Origin of the sequence: Streptomyces bacillaris (assembly GCF_003268675.1) — a bacterium.
GTDB lineage: Bacteria > Actinomycetota > Actinomycetes > Streptomycetales > Streptomycetaceae > Streptomyces > Streptomyces bacillaris.
In genome coordinates this window covers 3940933-3965155 of record NZ_CP029378.1, presented here as the reverse complement: position 1 = coordinate 3965155, position 24223 = coordinate 3940933, and the positions used below count along the sequence as shown (strand labels likewise).

General features: G+C 69.7%; 20 protein-coding genes and 1 pseudogene. 9 read left to right on the top strand and 12 right to left on the bottom strand.

Annotated features, from left to right (window positions below; all coding sequences use genetic code 11):
• Positions 1-6: 6 nt before the first annotated feature.
• The 6 genes from gyrB to dnaA form a co-directional block, all read right to left on the bottom strand.
• Complete coding sequence (gene gyrB / locus DJ476_RS17140) at positions 7-2076, bottom strand: DNA topoisomerase (ATP-hydrolyzing) subunit B (protein ID WP_103418442.1); 2070 nt, start codon at positions 2074-2076, stop codon at positions 7-9.
• Positions 2077-2518: 442 nt separating this feature from the next.
• On the bottom strand, positions 2519-3013 hold the full coding sequence (locus tag DJ476_RS17135; protein WP_053562889.1) for a DUF721 domain-containing protein: 495 nt from the start codon (positions 3011-3013) through the stop codon (positions 2519-2521).
• A gap of 221 nt (positions 3014-3234) precedes the next feature.
• Positions 3235-4365 carry a DNA replication/repair protein RecF gene (gene recF, locus DJ476_RS17130; protein WP_103418443.1) on the bottom strand — a complete coding sequence of 377 codons (1131 nt, stop codon included), beginning with the start codon at positions 4363-4365 and terminating at the stop codon, positions 3235-3237.
• 66 nt (positions 4366-4431) lie between these two features.
• Positions 4432-5316, bottom strand: a complete 885-nt coding sequence (gnd, locus tag DJ476_RS17125; protein ID WP_103418444.1) for a phosphogluconate dehydrogenase (NAD(+)-dependent, decarboxylating) — start codon at positions 5314-5316, stop codon at positions 4432-4434.
• Positions 5317-5458: 142 nt separating this feature from the next.
• Positions 5459-6589 (bottom strand): DNA polymerase III subunit beta, encoded by a 1131-nt coding sequence (gene dnaN / locus DJ476_RS17120; protein ID WP_015609839.1) that lies wholly within the window; start codon positions 6587-6589, stop codon positions 5459-5461.
• A gap of 1083 nt (positions 6590-7672) precedes the next feature.
• Positions 7673-9532, bottom strand: coding sequence for a chromosomal replication initiator protein DnaA (gene dnaA, locus DJ476_RS17110; RefSeq protein ID WP_112490957.1), 1860 nt, complete (start codon positions 9530-9532; stop codon positions 7673-7675).
• A gap of 383 nt (positions 9533-9915) precedes the next feature.
• Here dnaA and rpmH point away from each other — a divergent pair, with 383 nt between their 5' ends.
• From rpmH to DJ476_RS17065, 9 genes are all read left to right on the top strand, one after another.
• Positions 9916-10053 (top strand): 50S ribosomal protein L34, encoded by a 138-nt coding sequence (gene rpmH / locus DJ476_RS17105; protein ID WP_018489831.1) that lies wholly within the window; start codon positions 9916-9918, stop codon positions 10051-10053.
• A gap of 19 nt (positions 10054-10072) precedes the next feature.
• Positions 10073-10444: a ribonuclease P protein component gene (gene rnpA / locus DJ476_RS17100; protein WP_079167220.1), complete on the top strand. Its 372-nt coding sequence runs from the start codon at positions 10073-10075 to the stop codon at positions 10442-10444.
• Positions 10441-10800 (top strand): membrane protein insertion efficiency factor YidD, encoded by a 360-nt coding sequence (yidD, locus tag DJ476_RS17095; protein ID WP_078562473.1) that lies wholly within the window; start codon positions 10441-10443, stop codon positions 10798-10800. The genes rnpA and yidD overlap by 4 nt, the downstream gene beginning before the upstream one ends.
• Positions 10801-10803: 3 nt before the next feature.
• A complete protein-coding gene (yidC, locus tag DJ476_RS17090; protein WP_070200769.1) occupies positions 10804-12063 on the top strand; it encodes a membrane protein insertase YidC in 1260 nt (419 codons plus the stop codon).
• Positions 12064-12077: 14 nt separating this feature from the next.
• The gene (locus tag DJ476_RS17085) at positions 12078-12590 is read left to right on the top strand and encodes a Jag family protein (protein WP_028415813.1); all 513 of its coding nucleotides are present in this window, start codon (positions 12078-12080) and stop codon (positions 12588-12590) included.
• Positions 12591-12699: 109 nt separating this feature from the next.
• On the top strand, positions 12700-13416 hold the full coding sequence (gene rsmG, locus DJ476_RS17080) for a 16S rRNA (guanine(527)-N(7))-methyltransferase RsmG (RefSeq protein ID WP_028415812.1): 717 nt from the start codon (positions 12700-12702) through the stop codon (positions 13414-13416).
• A 307-nt stretch (positions 13417-13723) separates the two neighbouring features.
• Entirely contained in the window at positions 13724-14803 is a 1080-nt protein-coding gene (locus tag DJ476_RS17075) for a ParA family protein (protein WP_078562472.1), read from the top strand.
• Positions 14796-15863, top strand: coding sequence for a ParB/RepB/Spo0J family partition protein (locus DJ476_RS17070; protein WP_079167219.1), 1068 nt, complete (start codon positions 14796-14798; stop codon positions 15861-15863). The genes DJ476_RS17075 and DJ476_RS17070 overlap by 8 nt, the downstream gene beginning before the upstream one ends.
• Before the next feature lie 322 nt (positions 15864-16185).
• Positions 16186-16803 carry a GNAT family N-acetyltransferase gene (locus tag DJ476_RS17065; RefSeq protein WP_103418445.1) on the top strand — a complete coding sequence of 206 codons (618 nt, stop codon included), beginning with the start codon at positions 16186-16188 and terminating at the stop codon, positions 16801-16803.
• An 86-nt stretch (positions 16804-16889) separates the two neighbouring features.
• On the opposite strand, the gene trxA is transcribed toward DJ476_RS17065, so the two are convergent.
• The 6 genes and pseudogenes from trxA to murJ all read right to left on the bottom strand — a co-directional run bounded on the left by trxA (position 16890) and on the right by murJ (position 24183).
• On the bottom strand, positions 16890-17225 hold the full coding sequence (gene trxA / locus DJ476_RS17060) for a thioredoxin (RefSeq protein WP_018489839.1): 336 nt from the start codon (positions 17223-17225) through the stop codon (positions 16890-16892).
• Positions 17226-17269: 44 nt separating this feature from the next.
• On the bottom strand, positions 17270-18241 hold the full coding sequence (trxB, locus tag DJ476_RS17055; protein ID WP_029395808.1) for a thioredoxin-disulfide reductase: 972 nt from the start codon (positions 18239-18241) through the stop codon (positions 17270-17272).
• Between the two features lie 115 nt (positions 18242-18356).
• Entirely contained in the window at positions 18357-19340 is a 984-nt protein-coding gene (locus DJ476_RS17050) for an anti-sigma factor family protein (RefSeq protein ID WP_112490956.1), read from the bottom strand.
• Complete coding sequence (gene sigM / locus DJ476_RS17045; protein WP_070200765.1) at positions 19337-20053, bottom strand: RNA polymerase sigma factor SigM; 717 nt, start codon at positions 20051-20053, stop codon at positions 19337-19339. Before sigM ends, DJ476_RS17050 begins: the two co-directional genes overlap by 4 nt.
• A gap of 100 nt (positions 20054-20153) precedes the next feature.
• Positions 20154-21896 (bottom strand): protein kinase family protein, encoded by a 1743-nt coding sequence (locus DJ476_RS17040; protein ID WP_112490955.1) that lies wholly within the window; start codon positions 21894-21896, stop codon positions 20154-20156.
• 128 nt (positions 21897-22024) lie between these two features.
• Positions 22025-24183 (bottom strand): annotated as a pseudogene (murJ, locus tag DJ476_RS17035) (murein biosynthesis integral membrane protein MurJ).
• Positions 24184-24223: the final 40 nt, after the last annotated feature.

Genomic DNA, 24223 nt, shown 5'->3' with positions numbered 1-24223 from the left:
GCCGACTCAGATGTCGAGGAAGCGGACGTCCTTGGCGTTGCGCTGGATGAACGAGCGCCGCGCCTCGACGTCCTCGCCCATGAGCACCGAGAACAGGTCGTCGGCCTGGGCCGCGTCGTCCAGCGTGACCTGGCCGAGCACCCGGTGGTCGACGTCCATGGTGGTGACGCGCAGCTCCTCGGCGTTCATCTCGCCGAGGCCCTTGAAGCGCTGGATCGAGTCTTCCTTGATCCGCTTGCCGTTCTGCTTGCCGAGCGCCACGAGCGCGTCGCGCTCCCGGTCCGAGTACGCGTACTCGAAGTCGTCCCGGCCCCACTTGATCTTGTAGAGCGGCGGGCGCGAGAGGTAGACGTGCCCGGCCTCGACCAGCGGCTTCATGAAGCGGAAGAGGAAGGTCAGCAGCAGGGTGTTGATGTGCTGGCCGTCGACGTCGGCGTCCGCCATGAGAATGATCTTGTGATAGCGGAGCTTCTCGATGTCGAAGTCCTCGTGGACCCCGGTGCCGAAGGCCGAGATCAGCGCCTGGACCTCGGTGTTCTGGAGGATCTTGTCGATCCGCGCCTTCTCGACGTTCAGGATCTTGCCGCGGATGGGCAGGATCGCCTGGTACATCGGGTTGCGGCCGGACTTGGCCGAGCCGCCTGCGGAGTCACCCTCGACGATGAAGATCTCGCACTTGGTGGGGTCGTTCGACTGGCAGTCACTGAGCTTGCCGGGCAGCGAGGCGCTCTCCAGGAGCCCCTTGCGCCGCGTCAGGTCGCGCGCCTTGCGGGCCGCCACCCTGGCGGTCGAGGCGGCGATGCCCTTGCGGATGATGTCGGCCGCCTCGTTGGGATTGCGGTCGAACCAGTCCGTCAGCTGCTCGTGCACGACCTTCTGCACGAAGGTCTTGGCCTCCGTGTTGCCCAGCTTGGTCTTGGTCTGGCCCTCGAACTGCGGCTCGCCCAGCTTCACCGAGATGATCGCGGTCAGACCCTCGCGGACGTCCTCGCCGGTGAGGTTGTCGTCCTTCTCGCGCAGCAGCTTCTTGTCGCGCGCGTACCGGTTGACCAGGGAGGTCAGCGCGGCGCGGAAGCCCTCCTCGTGCGTACCGCCCTCGTGCGTGTGGATCGCGTTGGCGAAGGAGTAGACCCCTTCGGTGTACTGCGTGTTCCACTGCATGGCGATCTCGGCCGAGAGGAGGCGGTCCTTGTCCTCGGCCTCGATGTCGATCACCGACTGGTGAATGACGTCGCCCTTGCGGGAGTTGAGGTACTTGACGAAGTCGACGATGCCGTTCTCGTAGTGGTACGTGACGGACCGGGTCGTCTCCTCCTCGGGGACCTCGGTGGCCTCGGCGCTGTCGGCGCCCGCCGTGGCCTTGGCCGACTCGCGCTCGTCGGTGAGCTTGAGGGTGAGGCCCTTGTTGAGGAACGCCATCTCCTGGAAGCGGCGCGAGAGGGTCTCGAAGCTGTACTCGGTGGTCTCGAAGATGTCCCCGTCGGCCCAGAAGGTGACCGTCGTACCGGTCTCGTCCGTGGCCTCCTGCTTGGCCAGCGGGGCGGTCGGGACACCGAGCTTGTAGTCCTGGGTCCAGCGGTATCCGTCGCGCTTGACCTCGACCGCGACCCGGGTGGACAGGGCGTTGACGACGGAGACGCCGACGCCGTGAAGACCGCCGGAGACCGCGTAGCCGCCGCCTCCGAACTTGCCGCCCGCGTGCAGCACGGTGAGGACGACCTCGACGGCCGGCTTGCCTTCGGACGGCACGATGTCGACCGGGATGCCACGGCCGTTGTCGATGACGCGCACGCCGCCGTCGGCCAGGATCGTGACGTCGATCGTGTCCGCGTGGCCGGCCATCGCCTCGTCGACCGAGTTGTCGACGACCTCCTGCACGAGGTGGTGCAGGCCGCGCTCACCGGTCGAGCCGATGTACATGCCGGGTCGCTTGCGGACCGCGTCCAGCCCCTCCAGCACGGTGATCGCGCTGGCGTCGTACGAGGCGGTGACCTCGCCGTTCTCACCGGCTGTGGACGGGATGTTCTCGTTGGGGTTGCCGGAATCGGCCACGAAGCGCCCTTTCTGGCACAGCACAGGCCGTCCTCCGGACAGGCGGGGTCGGCTGCGTCGTTCGGCTTGTATCGACGACTCCCGCCTCATCGGCGGGATTACCCACCAGTCTACCGGTAGCACTGACATGAATGGGGGTTTGCCGGTACCTGAGTGCGCATGTGCCGCTCTGAATCAGCGGTTGACGACTCCCCATATTCAGGGAGGGGCCCCAAGAGGCCCTGACGGGCATGGAGCGCTTCTGACTGTCAACCTCCCGCTACGGTGAGGGACGCTCCGTCCGTACCACCCGGTTTCCGCCGGAACAAACCCTGGCGAACCGGCGGCTCCCGGCACCTCGAAGCAGCACCGAAGCACCCTCCGAACAGCACTCTCGCAGATCAGGGACACGACAAGATTCAGTCAAAAGTGCAGCTCAGGGTTGTGCTGCGGCTGTTCGATCAGCGAACGGAAGGCGCGGAAGGCCTCACCCGTAGGTGTCGCCGGGCCCCTTGCTGCCGGGCGCCCGCAGCGGCCCGAAGCGGCGCTCCCCGCCTCCCGGGCCGACCACCTTGATCATCCGTACGGTGCCCTGACCCAGATCCGCGTTGAGCCGGGCCACCAGCTGCGGGGCCAGCAGCCGCAGCTGCGTCGCCCAGGCCGTGGAGTCGCAGCTCACAGTGAGCACCCGCGCGGCCGGGTCCTCGTCGTAGCGCAGCGGCACGCAGTGGTTGGCCAGATCCTCGCCCACGATCTGCGGCCACCGCCCCATCACACCGCCCACCACCGCCGGGGTCTCCCAGCCGCGCTCGGTGATCAGCCGGTTGATCGCGGAGCCCAGCGGCTGCGGATCGCGCCCGTCCGAGCGGGCCCCGGAGCGCAGCCCGCCGCCCCGCCGGGCCTGCTTGCGCTGCTGGGCCGCCGCCCCCCGCGCCCTGGCCTGCTCCTTCGCCGCCCGCAGCGCGACCCGGGCGAGATCCACCCCGGACGGCTCGGGCGGCTTGGCGGCACTGCCGGTCGTCGACGTACTGGCGGAAGCGCCGCCGGAGGCGCCGGTGGTACGGGCCTCGGGCCCCGTACCACCGGAAGCGCCGCCGTCATCGGTACGGGGCCTGCGACCCGCGCCACCGGAAACACCATGCGCCCCCGGGGCGCCGTGCGCGCCGGAGGCTCCCGGGCGTCCCGGCTCCTCGCCCCGGCCGGTCATGCCCGCTCCACCTCGCCCGCCGACACCGCGTACCGCGCACCCGCCAGCGCACCCGGCACGTCCTCCGCCACCGCAGCCGTCACGAGCACCTGCTCGCCCGGGGCCACCAGCTCCGCCAGCCGCTCCCGGCGGCGGGCGTCCAGCTCGGCGAAGACGTCGTCCAGGACGAGCACCGGCTCATTGCCCTCGGCGCGGAGCAGTTCGTAGCTGGCCAGGCGCAGCGCCAGCGCGTAGCTCCAGGACTCGCCGTGGCTCGCGTACCCCTTCGCGGGCATCCCGCGCAGGCTCAGCACCAGGTCGTCCCGGTGCGGGCCGACCAGCGTCACCCCGCGCTCGATCTCCTGCTTCCGGACCCCGGCGAGCGCCGCGATCAACTGCTCGTACAACTCCTCGCGGGTGCGGCCCGCCGCCACGTCCTCGCCCACCGAGCTGCGGTACTCCAGCGTCACCGGTCCTCCGCCCGGTGCCACGTCCCCGTACGCCTTGTCGGCCAGCGGCTGGAGCGTGGCGATCAGGTCCAAGCGCTGCGCGAGCAGCTCGGCGCCGGCCCGGCCCAGGTGCTGGTCCCAGACGTCGAGGGTGGACAGGTCCATGGAGCGGCCGCCGTGGCGACGGGCCATCGCGGCGGACTTCAGCAGGGTGTTGCGCTGCTTGAGCACCCGCTCGTAGTCGGAGCGGACCCCTGCCATCCGGGGCGAGCGCGCGGTGACCAGCTCGTCCAGGAACCGCCGCCGCTCCCCGGGGTCGCCCTTGACCAGGGCCAGGTCCTCCGGGGCGAAGAGCACCGTCCGGACGATGCCGAGCACGTCACGCGGTCTGACCTGCGAGGACCTGTTGATACGGGCCCGGTTGGCGCGGCCGGGGTTCAGCTCCAGCTCGATCAGCTGGGAGCGCTCGCCCTGGGTCACCGCCGCCCGGATCACGGCCCGCTCGGCGCCCATCCGCACCAGGGGGGCGTCCGAGGAGACCCGGTGGCTGCCGAGGGTGGCGAGATAGCCGATCGCCTCGACGAGATTGGTCTTGCCCTGCCCGTTGGGCCCCACGAACGCGGTGACGCCCGGGTCGAGAGGCACCTCGACCCGGGCGTACGAGCGGAAGTCGGCCAGCGAGAGATGCGTGACGTGCATGGTGGCCGACCTCTCCCGACAGTGTTTCGCAGGTTGTTGTGTGCCGGCGCGCGGCCGGCGGACCGATCAGTTCTCGGGCTTGGACTCGACCGCGTGGCCGCCGAACTGGTTGCGCAGCGCGGCGATCATCTTCATCTGCGGGGAGTCGTCCTGGCGCGAGGCGAACCGGGCGAACAGGGACGCCGTGATCGCGGGCAGCGGCACCGCGTTGTCGATGGCGGCCTCCACCGTCCAGCGGCCCTCGCCCGAGTCGGCGGCGTACCCCTTGAGCTTGTCCAGGTGCTCGTCGTCGTCCAGGGCGTTGACCGCGAGGTCGAGCAGCCAGGAACGGATGACCGTGCCCTCCTGCCAGGAGCGGAAGACCTCACGTACGTCGGTGACGGAGTCGACCTTCTCCAGCAGCTCCCAGCCCTCGGCGTAGGCCTGCATCATGGCGTACTCGATGCCGTTGTGGACCATCTTCGCGAAGTGGCCGGCGCCGACCTTGCCCGCGTGGACGGAGCCGAAGTCGCCCTCGGGCTTGAGCGCGTCGAAGATCGGCTGGACCTTCGCCACGTTCTCCTCGCTGCCGCCGTACATCAGGGCGTAGCCGTTCTCCAGGCCCCAGACACCGCCGGAGACGCCGCAGTCGACGAAACCGATCTCCTTGAGACCCAGCTCGACGGCGTGCTTCTCGTCGTCGGTCCAGCGCGAGTTCCCGCCGTCGACGACGACGTCGCCGGGCGAGAGCAGCTCGGCCAGCTCGTCGATGGTGGACTGGGTCGCCGCACCGGCCGGGACCATGACCCAGACGACCCGCGGGCCCTTCAGCTTGCCCACAAGCTCTTCGAGGCTGTGGACATCGGAGACATCCGGGTTGCGGTCGTAACCGATGACGGTGTGGCCTGCGCGGCGGATGCGCTCGCGCATGTTGCCGCCCATCTTGCCGAGGCCGACGAGACCGAGCTCCATCAGAGATTTCCTTAAGCGTCGTGGCGATAGCGTCGGGGCGTTGCCCGCCCGGGTCCGAGCCTACGCCCGACGGGCCGGAGCACGGCCTGGACAGCGCGGTGGGCCCGCTCCGTGACGGACGGGCCCACCGGAAAGCGTCCGATCAGCCGGAGAGACGCACCGGCATGATCAGGTACTTGTACGCGTCGTCCGCCTCGGCGTCCACGGCCGGGCGCCCGCTCAGCAGGGCGGGCTTGGTCGACGTGGTGAAGGAGAGCTGGGCGACCGGGGAGTCGATCGCGCTCAGCCCGTCCAGCAGGAACGTCGGGTTGAAGGCGATCGAGATGTCGTCGCCCTCCAGCACCGCGTCGACGCGCTCCACAGCCTGTGCGTCGTCGCTGGAACCGGCCTCCAGGATGAGCACGCCCTGCTCGAAGCTGAGCCGGACGGGGGTGTTGCGCTCGGCGACCAGGGCCACACGCTTGACGGCCTCGACGAAGGGGGCCGTCTCGATGACCGCGACCGAGTTGAACTCGGTGGGGAAGAGCGTGCGGTACTTCGGCAGGTCGCCCTCGAGCAGCCGGGTGGTGGTCGTGCGCCCCGCGCCCTCGAAACCGATCAGCCCTTCACCGGCACCGGAGCCGGAGAGCGCCAGGGTGACCGTGTCACCGCTGGTGAGCGCCTTGGCGGTGTCCAGGAGCGTCTTGGCGGGCACCAGGGCGACCGCGGACGCCTCCGGGTCCTCCGGCTTCCAGAGGAACTCGCGGACCGCGAAGCGGTAGCGGTCGGTGGAGGCGAGGGTGACGGTGTCGCCCTCGATCTCGATGCGCACACCGGTGAGCACCGGCAGCGTGTCGTCGCGGCCCGCGGCGATGGCGACCTGGGCGGCGGCCGAGGCGAAGACCTCACCGGGGACGGTTCCCGTGGCGGTCGGCATCTGCGGCAGCGCCGGGTACTCCTCCACAGGCAGTGTGTGGAGGGTGAAGCGCGAGGAGCCGCAGACGACCGTGGCCCGGACGCCGTCGGTGGAGATCTCCACCGGGCGGTTGGGGAGGGCGCGGCAGATGTCGGCGAGCAGCCGGCCGGAGACGAGCACCGTGCCGTCCTCGTCGACCTCCGCGTCCACGGAGACCTTGGCCGAGACCTCGTAGTCGAAGCTGGAGAAGGAGAGAGCGCCGTCCTCGGCCTTCAGCAGAAGGCCCGCGAGAACGGGCGCCGGCGGACGGGCCGGGAGGCTGCGGGCCACCCAGGCCACCGCCTCCGCGAGTACATCGCGCTCCACCCGGATCTTCACCGGAACCGCCTCCTGCTGTTGCTCGCTCGCCCTGCTGGCCTTCGTCGTCTGGACCGGAGCCTCCTGCCGACGGCGGGGTGGGCTCCGGGGACCAGTCTGACGCACAGCACCGACAGTCGTTGCTGCTCGGGGTCAAGTCGAGCCGAACGAGGTGAAGCGGCCGCCCCTCGAGTTGTACACAGGCCCCACTTCGAAGCGGATTCCTGGCTAACTCTGAGTGGTAGTAGTAGTAGGCCTTGTGGAAACCGTGGATAACGGTGTTTGCGCAGGTCAGCACCGGTTTTTTGTCCACCGGCCCTGTGGGCGGCAGCAGTGGACAACCGGGTGCTTCTGTGGACAGGCGGAAGTTGTGCACACCTGATGCACAGGAGGGGTCTGCTTCTCCCCAGGCCTGTCCCCAGCTTTACCCACGTTCCCCACAGCCCAATCAGGCAGCTTGGTGTGACGCCTTTCACTCCGGGCGGTGAGAGCGGATGTTGCGTTGCCGAACAGTGGACACAGGTGTGGAGAAGCCCGGTGAAGCTGGGGACAACATCATCCAGCCTGTGGGCTGCCGGTGGACAACCGGGAGAGCCCCCTGTGGACGAGGATTCTGTCCACAGGCTGTGGATCAAGGTTGACCACAAGTCCCCAACCACGTGACCTGGCCTGATGGAGTATTTGCTCCCTGGCCTGTGGACGCAATATGGACAACTTCCCGGTCCCCAGGTTGTGGACGGAAAAAAGTTCACACATCTGTGGAGAAGGGCCCCTGAGCAGGCCCTATTCGAACAGCGCCGGTCCGGACGGGGGGCGGTGCGAGGGCGCCGGGAACCTCCCGGGGACTCCCGGAGGGGCCCGGAAGCGCCGCGGAAGGGCTCGGCGCACGCGTCGGAGAGGGCCCGGGAGAGCCCCGGCGCCCTCGGGAAGACCCGGGAAGGGTCCGGGAAAGGTCCTACAAGGCCCCGGGAGGCTCCGGGGCTGGCTTGCGGAACGGCGAAGGGCGCCTCGCGCGGACCGTGGAGGCCGTTGCGAGGCGCCCTTCGAGCGCACGGAGGGCCGGCGAGGCGCGCGGCGGCTGCCGAGCCGTGCCGCGGGCCGGTGTCAGCCGTTCTTGATGCGGTTGGTGAGTTCGGTGACCTGGTTGTAGATGGAGCGGCGCTCCGCCATCAGCGCCCGGATCTTCCGGTCCGCGTGCATCACCGTCGTATGGTCGCGTCCGCCGAACTGCGCGCCGATCTTCGGCAGCGAGAGATCCGTGAGTTCCCGGCAGAGGTACATGGCGATCTGGCGGGCCGTCACCAGGACCCGGCTGCGCGAGGATCCGCAGAGATCCTCCACGGTGAGGCCGAAGTAGTCCGCGGTGGCCGCCATGATGGCCGGAGCCGTGATCTCCGGGGCCGACTCCTCGCCGCCCGGGATCAGGTCCTTGAGCACGATCTCGGTCAGCCCGAGGTCCACCGGCTGCCGGTTGAGCGAGGCGAAGGCGGTCACCCGGATCAGGGCGCCCTCCAGCTCACGGATGTTGCGCGAGATCCGCGAGGCGATGAACTCCAGCACCTCCGGCGGCGCGTTCAGCTGCTCCTGGACCGCCTTCTTACGGAGGATGGCGATCCGGGTCTCCAGCTCGGGCGGCTGGACATCGGTGGTCAGGCCCCACTCGAAGCGGTTGCGCAGCCGGTCCTCCAGCGTCACCAGCTGCTTGGGCGGCCGGTCCGAGGAGAGCACGATCTGTTTGTTCGCGTTGTGCAGCGTATTGAAGGTGTGGAAGAACTCCTCCTGCGTCGACTCCTTGCTCGCCAGGAACTGGATGTCGTCGACGAGCAGGATGTCGACATCGCGGTACCGCTTGCGGAAGGTGTCGCCCTTGCCGTCGCGGATCGAGTTGATGAACTCGTTGGTGAACTCCTCCGAGCTGACGTACCGCACCCGGGTGCCCGGGTAGAGGCTGCGCGCGTAGTGCCCGATGGCGTGCAGCAGATGGGTCTTGCCGAGCCCCGACTCCCCGTAGATGAAGAGGGGGTTGTACGCCTTCGCCGGTGCCTCGGCCACCGCGACGGCCGCGGCGTGGGCGAACCGGTTGGAGGCGCCGATGACGAAGGTGTCGAAGAGGTACTTCGGGTTCAGCCGGGCGTGCGGCTCACCGGGGCCCGGCGCGGGCGCCGGCTGGGCGCCCATCGGACCGGGGACCGAACCGCCGGTGCGCCCGGGACCGGGGCCCGGACCGCCGGGGCGGTGCTGCTGGTCGTGCGGGTCGCGCTGCTGCTCGTACCCCTGGCGCTCGGGCGGCTGCGGCCGGTAGTCGTGCTGCGGCTGCTGCGGGCGGCCGGTGCCGTAGGGCTCGCGCCACTGCTCGGCGGGCTGGTCGCGGTAGCCGTCCGAGGGCTGCTCGCGGTACGGCTCGGCCTCGCGGTAGCTGTCGGACGCGGGCTGCTCGCGGTCCCGGTACCCCCCGTGCTGCGGCTGCTGCCAGGAGAGGTCCTCCTGGGTACGCGGCCAGGCGCCCGGCTCGGGGCGCTGCTGCTGGTAGTCGGGGTAGGCCGGGCGGGCCGTCGGCATGCCGTCGTCGGAGGGCCGGTGGCCGTAGCCGTCGTACGTGTCGTTGTGCGCGTCCTCGCGCTGCTGCCCCGGGTAGCGGTGGCTCTGCTGGCTCTGGTGCATCGGGGGTGCCGGCGGGGCGGGCGGTTCACCGGCGGAGTCGTCGACGGTGATCGCGATCCGGATGGGGCGGCCGCACTCGCGGGTCAGCGTCTCGCTGATGAGCGGCGCGAGACGACCTTCCAGCACGCGCTTGCCCCATTCGTTGGGGACGGCCAGCAGCGCGGTGTCGGCGACGAGTGCCAGTGGCTGGCAGCGCTCGATCCACTGCTTGTCCTTCGGCTCGATGCCCTGCTGGCCCTCCCCGAGGAGTTGTTCCAGCACTCGTGGCCACACTGCGGCAAGATCGGCAGGTACGTCAGCCACAAGGCACGCTCTCTCGCATGTCCCACGAATGTGTGGTTCTCGGGACGGGATGGGTCGGGATGGGGGAGGTCCGGCAGTCGGGAAGGAAAAGAATCCGGAGTTCAGCCACGGTAGTCAGGCCGGGGCGCGCGGTTCAAGTTGTTGTCCACAGCCTGTGCACAATGGGGGGCCGCGCGGAGCTGGTTTGACCGGATGGCGTAGCCGCGCGTACCGTGACCAGGTCGAGTTGTCGATGGCTGCTGCCGCCTGCCTCCGATGGGCAAAGATCACGATCCTGTGATTGTGAAGCGGTGCACTAAGGCGTTTACGCGAGTTCCTCGTGGGCGCACGGTGACAGCCAGGCGATGTCCCGCCAAGACACGAATCATTTCTGGAGCCCCCGAGTGAGCAAGCGCACCTTCCAGCCGAACAACCGCCGTCGCGCCAAGACCCACGGCTTCCGTCTGCGCATGCGTACCCGTGCCGGCCGTGCGATCCTCGCCAACCGCCGTGCCAAGGGCCGCAGCAGCCTGTCCGCCTGATCGCTCACAGGTCCATGCCGTGCTGCCTACCGAGAATCGGCTGAGGCGGCGCGAGGACTTCGCGACCGCGGTACGACGAGGACGCCGAGCCGGGCGTCCCTTGCTCGTCGTCCATCTACGCAGCGGTGAAACGGACCCGCACGTGACGGGGGAGACTCTCCCCGCGCCGCGTGCGGGTTTCGTTGTCAGCAAAGCGGTGGGAGGTGCGGTCGTCCGCACCGCGGTGAAGCGGAGGCTTCGCCACCTGGTCCGCGACCGGCTGGCACAGCTGCCCCCCGGTAGCCTTGTTGTCGTACGAGCGCTGCCCGGTGCGGGCGACGCCGACCATGCACAGCTGGCCCGAGACCTGGATGCCGCCCTTCAGCGGTTGCTGGGAGGGGGCGCGAGATGAAGTACCCGCTGCTTGCCCTCATCAAGCTGTATCAGTGGACGATCAGCCCACTCCTCGGGCCTGTATGCCGTTATTACCCGTCGTGCTCCCACTATGGATATACGGCTATCGACCGGCACGGTGCGATCAAGGGAACAGCGCTGACCGCCTGGCGCATCCTGCGGTGCAATCCGTGGTCACCCGGCGGTGTGGACCATGTCCCGCAACGCAAGCGTCCGCGGTGGCACCAGCTGCTGCGCAACGGTCTGCGCGGCGGCAAGGGCGGGGAGCCCGCCACTGATGTGCCGTCCGGGGGGTCGGTCTCCGAACCTCCGAGCCCGGCCACAGAGACCTCGCCCAATGCTCAAGGAGCCTGATTAGTGGACACGATTGCCAGTCTGTTCAGCTTTATCACCACGCCCGTCTCATGGATCATCGTCCAGTTCCACAAGGTCTACGGAGCGATCTTCGGCGATGACTCGGGGTGGGCCTGGGGCCTGTCCATCGTGTCCCTGGTGGTGCTGATCCGGATCTGCCTGATCCCGCTCTTCGTGAAGCAGATCAAGTCGACCCGCAACATGCAGGTGCTCCAGCCGAAGATGAAGGCGATCCAGGAGCGCTACAAGAACGACAAGCAGCGTCAGTCCGAAGAGATGATGAAGCTGTACAAGGAGACGGGCACCAACCCGCTCTCCTCGTGTCTTCCCATCCTGGCGCAGTCCCCGTTCTTCTTCGCCCTGTACCACGTGCTGTCGTCCATCGCCTCGGGCAAGAAGATCGGCGCGATCGACCAGCAGCTTCTCGACAGCGCGCGTGAGGCGCACATCTTCGGTGCCCCGCTGGCCGCCAAGTTCATGGACAGCGCCGCCAAGGTCGAGTCGCTCAACGCCTCCCTGACCGATGTCCGCATTGTCACGGCGCTGATGATCGTGCTGATGTCCGCGTCGCAGTTCTTCACCCAGCGCCAGCTGATGACGAAGAACGTCGACCTGACGGTGAAGACCCCGTACATGCAGCAGCAGAAGATGCTGATGTACATCTTCCCGGTCATCTTCGCCGTGATGGGTGTCAACTTCCCCGTCGGTGTCCTCGTCTACTGGCTGACCACCAACGTCTGGACCATGGGTCAGCAGATGTACGTGATCAACCAGAACCCGACGCCGGGCAGCAAGGCGCAGGACGCCTACCTCCAGCGGGTTCTCAAGCGGGTGGAGTCCAGCGGCCAGGTCCGTGGCCGGACCCAGCGCAGGACCGTCAAGGCGATCGTCGCCAAGGGCCCCGACCGCAACGACATCGAGCGCAAGTTCATCACCGGGCTGAGCAAGCTGGGCCTCGTGGCCCAGGAGGACGGCACCGTCAAGAAGGGCGAGGTCCTTCCCGAGGGTGAGGGCTCGGCCCACAAGCGTCAGCAGCCCAAGCGCCAGACCAAGGCGAAGCGCCAGACGACCGGCCACACCCCTGCCTCCAGCAGCGCCAAGGACGAGTCCGCGGCCGACTCCAAGACCTCGCTGGAGAAGCGGGACGCATCGCAGGACGACAAGCCGACGTCGGCGGGCAAGTCCGCCTCCGGCTCCTCACGCCAAGCCAAGTCCGGACAGCGCAAGGGCCCGCAGCGGCCCAAGCACCCGTCCAAGAAGTAAGAAGGAGTCCACCCGTGACGGAAGGCACCACCTCCAAGGCCGCCGCCGAGGGGAGCGACACTCTGACCCGCCTGGAACAGGAGGGGGAGATCGCAGCCGACTACCTCGAAGGCCTGCTCGACATCGCCGACCTCGACGGCGATATCGACATGGACGTCGAGGCGGACAGGGCCGCGGTATCGATCATCAGCGACTCCCCGCGTGAGCTGCAGAAGCTCGTGGGCCGCGACGGTGAGGTGCTGGAGGCGCTTCAGGAGCTGACCCGGCTCGCGGTCCACCGGGAGACCGGCGACCGCAGCCGTCTGATGCTGGACATCGGCGGTTTCCGGGCCAAGAAGCGGGAGATCCTTGCCGAGCTGGGTGCCAAGGCCGCCAACGACGTCAAGAGCTCGGGCCAGCCGGTCAAGCTGGACCCGATGACGCCGTTCGAGCGCAAGGTCGTGCACGACGCGATCGCCGCAGCCGGCCTCCGGAGCGAGTCGGAGGGCGAGGAGCCGCAGCGCTTCGTCGTCGTTCTCCCGGCCTGACCGGATCCTTGTACTGTCGGCCCCGTCTGTTCGCAGGCGGGGCCGATCTTTGTCAGCCTGATAGTCAGCCACCCACAGTGCGCTAGTGCGGTACGGAAGGACGGTCCCCGTGACGGATGCTGCAGAGCTTCCCCAGGCACCTGAAGAGGCGCAGGCGGTATTCGGAGCGCTCTTCCCGGAGGCTGTCCGGTACGCGGAGCTTCTCGCCGATGCCGGGGTGAAGCGCGGTCTGATCGGACCGCGCGAGGTGCCGCGGCTCTGGGAGCGCCACCTGCTGAACTGCGCGGTGCTCTCCGAGGTGGTGCCCGAAGGCGTCACGGTCTGCGATGTGGGCTCGGGCGCCGGTCTGCCCGGAATCCCGCTGGCCCTGGTCCGCCCCGACCTCAAGATCACTCTGCTGGAGCCGCTGCTCCGCCGGACGAACTTCCTCCAGGAGGTCGTCGAGCTGCTGGGCCTGGACCATGTGACGGTGGTACGCGGAAGGGCCGAGGAGGTCCTCGGGACGCTTCAGCCCGTCCATGTGGTGACCGCCCGTGCCGTGGCGCCGCTGGACCGGCTGGCCGGCTGGGGTGTGCCCCTGCTGCGTCCGTACGGGGAGATGCTCGCGCTGAAGGGCGACACGGCCGAGGAGGAGATCAACGGCGCCAAGGCCGCTCTGAGCAAGCTCGGCGTGGTGGAGACCGAGGTGCTCCATGTCGGTGAGGGCGTGGTCGATCCGCTGTCCACGGTGGTGCGTGTGGTGGTGGGCGAGAGCCCGGGCGGTGTGAGGTTCGCCGCAAAGAGGGCCAAGGCTGCGCGCGTGGGGCGCACCCGCCGACGCCGCTGACCGCGCCATGACGGTCCCGGCCGGGAGAGGTCCGGCCGGGACCGGTGCGGACAATCTCCGTCGCCTAGCAGGGAAATGCCGGGTATCTAGCCATTCGTACCCCCTGCGGAGTGTCGTGGCCTGGTAGTTGCGCCGCAGGGGCATCGTGTTTCACGTGAAACGTCGCTCTCTGCTGCAGGGAATCATCGGCCGCGGTCGTGCGGCTGCCACACCGCGCGACCGGAAACCCGTACGGGTTACCGAGTTGTCCACACACGCCGATTCATCCACAGATCAGCGGGCCTCGCTGGTTCACGACCCCGAAAGCATGGCAGGCTCTGCTCATTGCGAGCCTGAAGTCGAGGAGAGTGAACCGTTGCGGTCCGACGCCAACATCGCGGGACCGATGACCGATCCGGTCCCCGGTCCCCGAACCGAGTCCCTGGGAGACGGTGTTTCACGTGAAACACCGCCGCCGATGGACGACACACCCATCGGTCGTGCCGCCCAGCTGGCGGTCGAGGCCCTCGGCCGCGCCGGTGAGGGGCTGCCTCGCCCCGACCGGACCCGCGTCATCGTGGTGGCCAACCAGAAGGGCGGGGTCGGTAAGACGACCACGACGGTCAACCTCGCTGCCTCGCTGGCCCTGCACGGCGCGCGTGTCCTGGTGGTCGACCTCGATCCCCAGGGCAATGCCTCCACGGCCCTGGGGATCGACCACCACTCCGAGGTCCCCTCGATCTACGACGTCCTGGTGGAGAGCCGCCCGCTCTCCGAAGTGGTCCAGCCCGTCCCGGACGTCGAGGGTCTCTTCTGCGCCCCCGCCACAATCGATCTCGCCGGTGCGGAGATCGAACTGGTGTCGCTGGTGGCGCGCGAGAGCCGCCTCCAGCGGGCCATCCAGGCGTACGAGCAGCCGCTGGACTACATCCTCATCGACTGCCCTCCCTCCCTGGGCCTTCTCACCGTGAACGCGATGGTGGCCGGGGCGGAGGTGCTGATCCCCATCCAGTGCGAGTACTACGCGCTGGAGGGCCTGGGCCAGCTGCTGCGCAACGTCGACCTGGTACGGGGCCACCTGAACCCCGAACTCCATGTCTCGACGATCCTGTTGACCATGTACGACGGCAGGACCAGGCTCGCCTCCCAGGTCGCCGAGGAAGTCCGCACCCACTTCGGCAAGGAAGTGCTGCGGACGAGCATCCCGCGGTCCGTGCGTATCTCCGAGGCGCCGAGTTACGGGCAGACCGTGCTGACCTACGACCCCGGGTCCAGCGGCGCGCTCTCCTACCTCGAAGCCGCCCGGGAGATCGCCCTGCGGGGCGTCGGGGTGCACTACGAGGCCCAGCACGCCCACCCGGGCCTGCAGAACAGCCAGCAGAACGTTTCGGAGGCATTCAGTGAGTGAGCGACGTAGAGGGCTGGGGCGTGGGCTCGGTGCGCTGATCCCCGCCGCTCCCCAGGAGAAGCAGGTGCCGGGCCCCGGTGGCGGTCCGGCCGGGCCGGTGCTGACGGCGGAGCGGGGTGTGGCGGCCGCGAAGGTGACCGGGCTCCCGTCCTCCCCGGTGGTGCCGGAGCCGGCATCCGCGCCGGAGCAGGAGACCGGGACGTCCGGCGCGTACTTCGCCGAGCTGCCCGTCGGTTCGATCACGCCGAACCCCCGCCAGCCCCGTGAGGTGTTCGACGAGGACGCTCTGGCCGAGCTGGTCACCTCCATCAAGGAGGTGGGCCTGCTCCAGCCGGTCGTCGTCCGCAAGCTGGGGGCTGACCGCTACGAGCTCATCATGGGTGAGCGCCGTCTGCGGGCTTCCCGCGAAGCCGGGCTGGAGCGGATTCCGGCGATCGTCCGGGACACGGAGGACGAGAAGCTCCTCCTGGACGCGCTGCTGGAGAACCTGCACCGGGCTCAGCTGAACCCGCTGGAGGAGGCTGCCGCGTACGACCAGCTGCTCAAGGACTTCAAGTGCACCCATGACCAGCTGGCCGACCGGATCGGGCGGTCCCGGCCCCAGGTCTCCAACACGCTGCGGCTCCTGCGGCTCTCGCCGCCGGTGCAGCGGCGGGTGGCCGCAGGCGTTCTCTCGGCCGGTCACGCCCGCGCCCTGCTGTCGGTGGACGACTCCGAGGAGCAGGACCGGCTGGCCCACCGCATCGTGGCGGAGGGGCTCTCGGTCCGCGCGGTCGAGGAGATCGTGACGCTCATGGGGTCGCGCCCCACCAGCTCGCCGAAGCCGAAGGGTCCCCGGGCCGGTGGGCGGCTGTCGCCCGCGCTCTCCGACCTGGCGACCCGGCTCTCCGACCGCTTCGAGACCCGGGTGAAGGTCGACCTGGGCCAGAAGAAGGGAAAGATCACCGTCGAGTTCGCCTCGATGGAGGATCTGGAGCGGATTCTCGGCTCCCTCGCCCCGGGCGAGGGAAAGGTGCTGGAGCGTGGGCTCGCCGAGGCGGCCGACGACGGCGAGAGCTGACCTCCAGGAGTCTTGTGCCTGCGGGAAGCAGATGAAGGGCGGGCCGTGTCCCCGGTGCATACCGGAACACGGCCCGCCCTTTGCCCTCTCTCGGTGTCCGCATCACCTCTGGGTGGATACGATGCGATCTGGGATGGCCCATCCACGGTGATCGACCTCGAAGGAGGGCGGGGACCTTGCGAACAGTGAGCCGCAGCCGGCTGGTGACGGTCGGGCTGGGCCTGGGAGCCGTCGGGGGATTCGTCGGCAGCCTGTTCCACGAACGGAACGCGCTGGCGGCCGCACGCGATGCGGCAGGCGAGAGAAGTGAGGAATCGCCGCCATGGGGCGTCGGCTTGTACCGCTCACCTTGGACAACCTTCAGGATCTCCCCGAACGCTGCCGAGCGTGCGTCTTCTGGGAGCTTGACCCGGTCAGCGGGGAAGCCGCGGTAAAGGCGGGCAAGTCGGAGCTGGAGAAGGAGGCATGGATCTCTGCGGTGCTCCTGGAGTGGGGCTCCTGCGGCCGGGTGGTCTATGTGGACGATGTCCCGGTGGGGTTCGTTCTCTATGCGCCGCCCGCCTATGTTCCGCGCTCGACGGCCTTCCCCACCAGCCCGGTCTCCCCCGACGCCGTTCAGCTCATCACTGGTCTGATCGTTCCGGGGTACCAGGGCCAGGGGCTCGGCCGCGTCATGGTGCAGACGGTCGCCAAGGACGTACTGCGCCGGGGCTTCAAGGCGATCGAGGCGTTCGGGGACGGCCGCGCGGAGCAGTTCGGCTGTGTGCTCCCGGCCGATCATCTGCTGGCGGTCGGCTTCAAGACCGTGCGCCCCCACCCCCGGTACCCGCGGCTCAGGCTGGAGCTACGGACGACGCTCTCCTGGAAGGAGGACGTCGAGATGGCTCTCGACCGCCTTCTGGGGGCGGTGCAGAAGGAACCGGCGCTGCGCCCGCTCTGACGGCGCCCCGGCCGCTACGCGAACGGTCCCACCCCCGAGTGCGGGGGTGGGACCGTTTCACGTGAAACATCGCGCTGGGCGCGCGATTACTTGGCGCTGATGAAGCCTTCGAGGTCGCGGAGGATCGCGGCCTTCGGCTTGGCGCCGACGATGGTCTTGGCGACCTCGCCGCCCTGGTAGACGTTCAGCGTCGGGATGGACATCACGCCGTACTTGGCGGCGGTGGCCGGGTTCTCGTCGATGTTGAGCTTGACGATCTCGATCTGGTCGCCGTGCTCCGCCGCGATGGCCTCCAGCGAGGGGGCGATCTGACGGCACGGGCCGCACCAGGCAGCCCAGAAGTCGACGAGGACGGGCTTCTCGCTCTTGAGGACGACGTCGTCGAACGTGTCGTCGGTAACGTGCTTCAGGTCGCCGGCCACGGCGGCCTCCTTAGTCTCTGGGGGGTGGACGTGCGGTGGGACGTTCAGACGGCCGGGGTCTTCTCCGGCTCGGCGGGCTCGGCGTCGGCCAGCGCGGCGAGGTAACGCTCGGCGTCCAGCGCCGCGGAGCAGCCGGTGCCCGCAGCGGTGATGGCCTGCCGGTAGGTGTGGTCGACCACGTCACCGGCACCGAAGACACCGGTCAGGTTGGTACGGGTGGAGGGAGCCTCGACCTTCAGGTACCCCTCGTCGTCGAGCTCCAGCTGACCCTTGAACAGCTCGGTGCGCGGGTCGTGGCCGACGGCGATGAAGAGGCCGGTCACGGGAAGCTCGGAGGTCTCGCCGGTCTTGGTGTTCCGCAGGACCAGGCCCGAGAGCTTCTGGTCACCCTTGACCTCGGCGACCTCGCTGTCCCAGGCGAACTTGATCTTCGGGTCGGCGAAGGCCCGGTCCTGCATCGCCTTGGAGGCGCGCAGGGTGTCGCGACGGTGGACGATCGTGACGGACTTGGCGAAGCGGGAGAGGAAGGTCGCCTCCTCCATGGCCGTGTCGCCACCGCCGACCACGGCGATGTCGTGGTCCTTGAAGAAGAAGCCGTCACAGGTGGCGCACCAGGAGACACCGCGGCCGGAGAGGGCGTCCTCGTTGGGCAGGCCGAGCTTGCGGTGCTGGGAGCCGGTGGTGACGATGACGGCCTTGGCCCGGTGCACAGTGCCCGCCGTGTCGGTGACGGTCTTGATGTCACCGGTGAGGTCGACGGCGACGACATCGTCGGGGACGAGCTCGGCGCCGAAGCGCTCGGCCTGGGCCCGCATGTTGTCCATCAGCTCGGGACCCATGATGCCGTCCTGGAAGCCGGGGAAGTTCTCCACGTCGGTGGTGTTCATCAGGGCACCGCCGGCCGTGACCGCGCCCTCGAAGACCAGCGGGTTGAGTGAGGCACGAGCGGTGTAGAGCGCGGCGGTGTACCCGGCCGGTCCGGAGCCGATGATGATCACATTACGGACGTCGCTCACGGGTTTCTTCCTCGTCTCTGCAGACTGCCTACTGCCTACGGGGGGCTGTACAACGACTCTCACCCCACCCAACGGATCCTACGGGTGAAGCATTCCCGATACGCCGTAGCGGTCCTCAGGGGCGGTCGTACGCCTCCGTGAGCAGCAGCCGACCGGTCGACCCGGGAGCGGTGTCCACGCAGGAGGCGGCCACGACATAAGCCTGCACACGGGTGGCGTCGCTCGCGTGCGGGAGGACGACGAGGAAGGCGTCCGTCCCCTGATAGGTCCCCTCGTCGAGGGCGAGCGCCGGAGTGGTACGGCCGGTCGCCTGCTGCACGCACGGAGGTACGGCGACGGCGGGGGCGCTGAGCGGGTTCCTGGAGGCGGTGGCGTCGGGGGTGCCCCCCTCGGGCACCGCGTGTTCGTCGACGTGCGGCGACCGCTTCTGCCCGGTGAAGTCCTCGGTGCCCGCCCCGCCGGCCAGCAGGTCCCGGACCCTGGTCTCCAGCGTGTCCTGCGAGTAGCTGTGCGCCGCGTTCTCGGAAGCGCTGATCGCCCGGTCGGCCGACATACCCGCCGAGTCCGGGGACGACGAGAGGTTCTGGAGGAAGAACACGCTCAGGCCGATGACGGCCGCGCCGCACGCGGTGCCCAGGAACACCGCACGGCGGCGGCGCCGGGCGGTACGGCGGCCGGGTCCCGTGGCTCCCTGGGGGCGTCCGGCGGGACGGCCCGGGGAGGAGCCGGTGCGGGGCGTCGAGGGCGAGGCACCGCTGGTCTCCGTGCTCTCCGTTTCACGTGAAACATCGGCGTCGCGGGAGACGGCTCCGGCGTGGGAGGCGTCGGTCGCTTCGTCGGCGGGAGCTTCCGTCCGGGCCTCGGCGGCGAGTGCCGCGTCGATGCGGGTGGCGATGTCCTCGGGCATCGGCCCGGGCTCCGGCAGGGTGCCGAGCAGCCCGCGGATCTCCTCCAGGGAGTCCCGTACCTCTGCGCACGGCTCGCACTCCGCGAGGTGGTCGCGGATCTCGTCGGCGCGGGAAGCGGGCAGCAGCCCCTCGGTCAGATCGGAGATCTCGGAGACCTCCGGGTGCTGAGCCGTGTCGGTCGTGGATGTCACGGGCGTCCACCTCCTCCCTTCGCAGCGGCCGGGTCGTTCGCTTCCGTGTCCTGGGGTCCTGACGCCGGTGGGACGGATGGGCCGGGCGTCCGGTTCCTTCCGGTGTCCGGGGCCTTCCCATCGGGGTCCTCGCTCCCGTTCCCGCCGCGCAGGTGCCGGACCAGGGGGGCCAGTCTCGCCCGCCCCCGGGCGCACCGGCTCTTCACGGTCCCGGTCGGCACGTCCAGGATGCTGGCGGCCTCGGCCACGGGGTAGCCCTGCATGTCGACCAGGACGAGGGCCGCGCGCTGTTCGGCGGGGAGGGTGGCCAGGGCGGCGAAGAGCTGGCGGTGCAGATCCTGCCGTTCGGCGGGGGCCTCGGCCGACTCGTGCGGCTCCAGGAGCTGGTCGAGCCGGTCCGCGTCGTCCACCGGTGACGTCTTGCGGGAGGCGGCCTTGCGGACCCGGTCGAGGCAGGCGTTGACGGTGATGCGGTGCAGCCAGGTGGTGACGGCGGACTGGCCGCGGAAGGTGTGGGCGGCCCGGAAGGCGGAGACCAGGGCGTCCTGGACGGCATCGGCCGCCTCCTCCCGGTCCCCGAGAGTGCGCAGCGCCACGGCCCACAGCCGGTCGCGGTGGCGGCGTACGAGTTCACCGAAGGCGTCGGGGTCGCCCGCCACATGGCGGGCGAGAAGGTCCGAGTCGCTCGGTGCCTCGGGTGGAACGGAATCCACCGTGCTCCCCCTCCGAACCGGATCCGATGTCGTGTGCCACATTAACCGGCCGGGCGCCCGGTGATCAGGGCCGGTGCGGAGTCTCCACACCGGCTCCCGATCAGCCGAGGACGGAGATGTCGGTGATCCCGCCGCGGTAGCCGCCGGTGCCGTCCGCGGGCAGCTCCGTGATGTGGATCAGGACGTAGCGCGTCCGTACGGGCTTCTCCAACTCCTGCTTGAGCGTCTTTCCGGCGACCTGCTTCTCGGCGATCCGCTGGGGGAAGTCCGCCGACGAGGACGGTGACGTGGCGTCCGGATCCGCTGCGAACACCGCGGTCGTCTGACCGGAGCGGTACATGTCGATGTCGACGGAGCGCACGTCCTGGACCTTGCCCAGGTCGACGATGATTCCGCTGCCCTGCCTGCGCTGGGGCAGGTTGCCGAAGTTGGCGAAGCCCAGGTAGCGGTTGGTGATCCACGCCGTGTTGGAGTCGTCGTCGATGGCGTTCGGTACGCCCTTCGGCTGGATCCCCGAGCCGTCGGGCATGAACTCGGTGGCATCGGCGATGGTCAGCGGCTTGGGCGGGGCGGGCGGCGGCTTCTCGTCGTCGGTGGGCTGGGTGAGGCCGGGGTCGTCGGAGCCGTTGCGCTGGTCGAGCAGGATCTCCGCGAGCTGCCAGCTGCCGAGGCCGAGAGCTGCGATGAGGAGCGCCGAGACGCCCCACTTGAGAACCCGTCCGGTCCAGCTCTGCAGCGGGGCCGGAGGGGCTGTCAGCACCGGCTGGGTCACGGACGACGGGACGGTGGACGGCCGCCCGTAGGTGCCTTGCTGATAGGTCGTCCGCTGGTAGGCGGGCTGCTGGTACACGGGCTGGGCGGCGAACGTGGGCTCCGGCGGCCGGACGCGCGGCATGGCCGCGACGGCCTTGGCCAGCTCCTCGGGCGTCGTGCAGGGCGGCTCCTGCCGGGAGGCGGTGGCCCCGTCGTTGGCGAGCGCGCGCATGGCGAGTTCGGAGAGGCCGCGGTGGACGCCGGCGCGGACCTGGTCCGGGGCGATGAGGCCCATGCCCTTGGGCAGCCCGGAGAGGCCGTACGCGTCGTTCTCGTACGGCCAGCGCTTGGTCAGCGCCGCGTACAGGAGCGCGCCGATCGCCTCGGTGTCCTGGGCCAGGGGGCGGTCGGAGACGACACCGCGCAGGGCGGCGTTCACGGCGAGGCCGCGGATCCGGTACTGGCCGGTCGAACTGCGCAGTACGGCGCCGGGGGTGAGGCGCAGATGGGTGAGGCCTTCGCGGTGGGCGGCGGCCATCGCGTGGGATAGCTGGCTGACGAGCTGGTAGGCGTCGTGGGCCTCCATCGGTCCGGCGGCCAGCAGCGCGGTCAGCTCGGTGGCGTCGGGGAGCCATTCGTGGACGACGTAGACGAGGTCGTCCTCCTCGACGGCGTCGAGCACCTGGACGAAGCGGGGATCGCCGAGCAGGGCGGACGAGCGGGCCGCCGCCAGTACGGAGCGGGCCCGGGGGTGGTTGGCGGGCAGCAGGTGGACGCCGACCGCGCGGCGCAGTTTCTCGTCGACGGCCCGCCAGCTGCTGAAGCCGTCCAGCCGGGTGACGCACTCCTCCAGGCGGTAGCGCCCGGCGAGTTTGTGGCCGCTGTGGACGTCGGGGGTGGCCGGAACGGCCTCGGAACGTGCCCGCCCGCCGTCCTGGCCCTTGGGGTTCTCGGGCTTCTCGGGGCTCGCGCCCTCGGTCTCCTCGGCCTGCGCCGTTCCGTCGTTCGTGGTCTCGTCCGCCTTGGCGGCCGACGGCTCGTCGCCGCCGTTGTGGGCCACGTCGACGGCAGCCGTGCTACGTTCCGCCACCGTCGTTCCTGCCTCCCATCCGTTGCGCGAAGCCGGCCAGCTCGCCACAGTCACGCCAATTGTGCCCACACTCCGGCGCTATGCACGACACGCGGAGTCCCGGGATGGTTGTGCGACCGTGCGCTCATTCAGCGACCGAGCCGTCCACGGACCATGCCGACCAGGCCGTTGACCTCTTCGATGCGCATCTTCTTCGCCGCGACGAAGAAGATGCCCAGGAGGACGATGCCACCGCAGATCAGTGCGGCCAGCGATCCGGCGGCGCCGGAGCCGAGCAGTTCGAGGATCGCGTAGCCGACGCCGCCGCCGATCAGGGCCGCGGGGACGGCCGCCATGCAGAGCCGGGCGTAGGTCCGTACGACGTGCGCGCCGTCCAGGTCGCCGCCGAGCCGGGTGCGCAGCCGGCGCCAGGCGACGCCGACGCCGACCGCGTAGGCCAGCCCGTAGGAGAAGGCCATGCCGACGACGGCCCAGCGGGCCGGGAGGACGACGTAGCAGAGGGCGGAGGCGGCGGCGTTGACGGCGGCCACGATGACCGTGTTGTAGAAGGGGGTCCGCGTGTCCTCGTACGCGTAGAAGCCGCGGAGGACGACGTACTGCACGGAGTACGGGATCAGGCCGAGGGCGAACGCCATCAGGATGAAGCCCATGGAGCGGGCGGCCTCCGCGCCGCTGGAGGCGTACAGCAGGGTGCACATCGGCAGGCCGAGCGCGAGGAAGGTGAAGGCGACCGGGACGATCGCGACGGCGGAGTTCCGCAGCCCCTGCGAGATGTCGTCGCGGACCGCGCCGGGGTCGTTGTCGTGGGCGGCCCGGGAGATGCGGGGCAGCAGCGCGGCCATGACGGAGACGGTGATGATGGCCTGCGGCATGCCCCAGATCAGCTGGGCGTTGGAGTAGGCGAGGAAGCCGGTGCCGTCCTTGTCGGACAGCTTGCCCGCCGCGGTGGCGAGCTGGGTGACGACCAGGACGCCGGCCTGGTTGGCCAGGACGAACAGCACGGTCCACTTGGCCAGCTTGACCGTCTTGCCGAGCCCGTGGCCCTTCCAGTCGAACCGGGGGCGGAAGCGGAAGCCCGCCTCGCGCAGGTAGGGGATCATCGCCAGCGCTTGGACGACCAGCCCGAGCAGGGTGCCGATGCCCAGCAGCCGGACGCCCTCCGGCGGGATGGTGTCCACGCCCATCCGGGATTCGGCGGAGGTGCCGTAGACCCAGATGAAGAGGCCGAACGTGATGATCATGACGATGTTGTTGAGGACCGGGGTCCACATCATCGCGCCGAACTTGCCCCGGGCGTTGAGGATCTGACCCATCACCACGTGCACGCCCATGAAGAAGATGGTGGGCAGGCAGTACCGGGCGAAGGTGACGGCGACGCTGTTGGCGGCCACGTCGTCGGCGATGGTGCTCGACATCAGCTGGATCAGCACCGGCGCGACGAGGACCGCGATGGCCACGATCAGGCCGAGCGCGACCATCACCAGGGTCAGCAGCCGGTTGGCGAAGGCCTCGCCGCCGTCCTCGTCGTCCTTCATGGCACGGACGAGCTGCGGAACGAAGACCGAGTTGAGACCGCCGCCGACGGTGAGGATGTAGATCATGGTCGGCAGCGTGTACGCGATGGTGAAGCTGTCACCGAGCAGCGCGGCACCGAGGGCCGCGGTGATCACCAGGGACCTGATGAAGCCGGTGAGCCGGGAGACGAGGGTGCCGGCCGCCATCAGGGCGCTGGACTTCAGTACGCCGGAGACCCGGCCGCCGGACTTCGGCGGGACGGGGGCGGGCGCGGGCTCCGGCTCGGGCGGGCCCGGCGGCTTCCCGGCCCCTTCCTGGTCCCGGAAGAGGTGGGCGAAGGCGTCCGGCTCCTGCCGGTCGTCCGAGGCCTGGGTCACGAGGGCGTCGACGCCGACGAACTGCGTGGTTGCCGGGCGGTCGCCGTACGGGAGGTGGCGTGAGGGCCCCGAGGGCTCGGGGGCGGTGTCTGGGCCCAGATGCGCGGGTCGGGGGCGTGCGGGGCCGCGGGCGGCTGCTGGTACAGCGCCTGCGGATCCTGGTAGGTGCCGGGGGGCGGCGGAGGGTGGGACGCCCGGTCGTAGAGCGCCTCGCCCACCGGGTCCTGGGCCGCGAGGTCCTGGGCCCGGTAGGGGTCGTCCTCGTAGGCGTGCTGGAGGTACGGGTCGGGCGGCACCTGGCCGCCCTGGCCCGCGCCCGGGGGGACCGGGGGGCCGGACGGAGACCCTGCTCCGCCGGCACCCTGGCCGCGGTCACCGTCGTACGGCGCGTTCATCGAAAACCCCTACCTCATCGTCCCCGGCCGACCGGCCACG

Coding starts and splice junctions, on each gene's coding strand:
- recF (WP_103418443.1), bottom strand. CDS start 4,365: ATGCACGTCACGCATCTCTCGCTGGCCGACTTCCGCTCGTACGCCCGG.
- gnd (WP_103418444.1), bottom strand. CDS start 5,316: ATGGAGCTCGGTCTCGTCGGCCTCGGCAAGATGGGCGGCAACATGCGC.
- yidD (WP_078562473.1), top strand. CDS start 10,441: ATGAAGTACCCGCTGCTTGCCCTCATCAAGCTGTATCAGTGGACGATC.
- DJ476_RS17075 (WP_078562472.1), top strand. CDS start 13,724: ATGGCAGGCTCTGCTCATTGCGAGCCTGAAGTCGAGGAGAGTGAACCG.
- DJ476_RS17065 (WP_103418445.1), top strand. CDS start 16,186: ATGGGGCGTCGGCTTGTACCGCTCACCTTGGACAACCTTCAGGATCTC.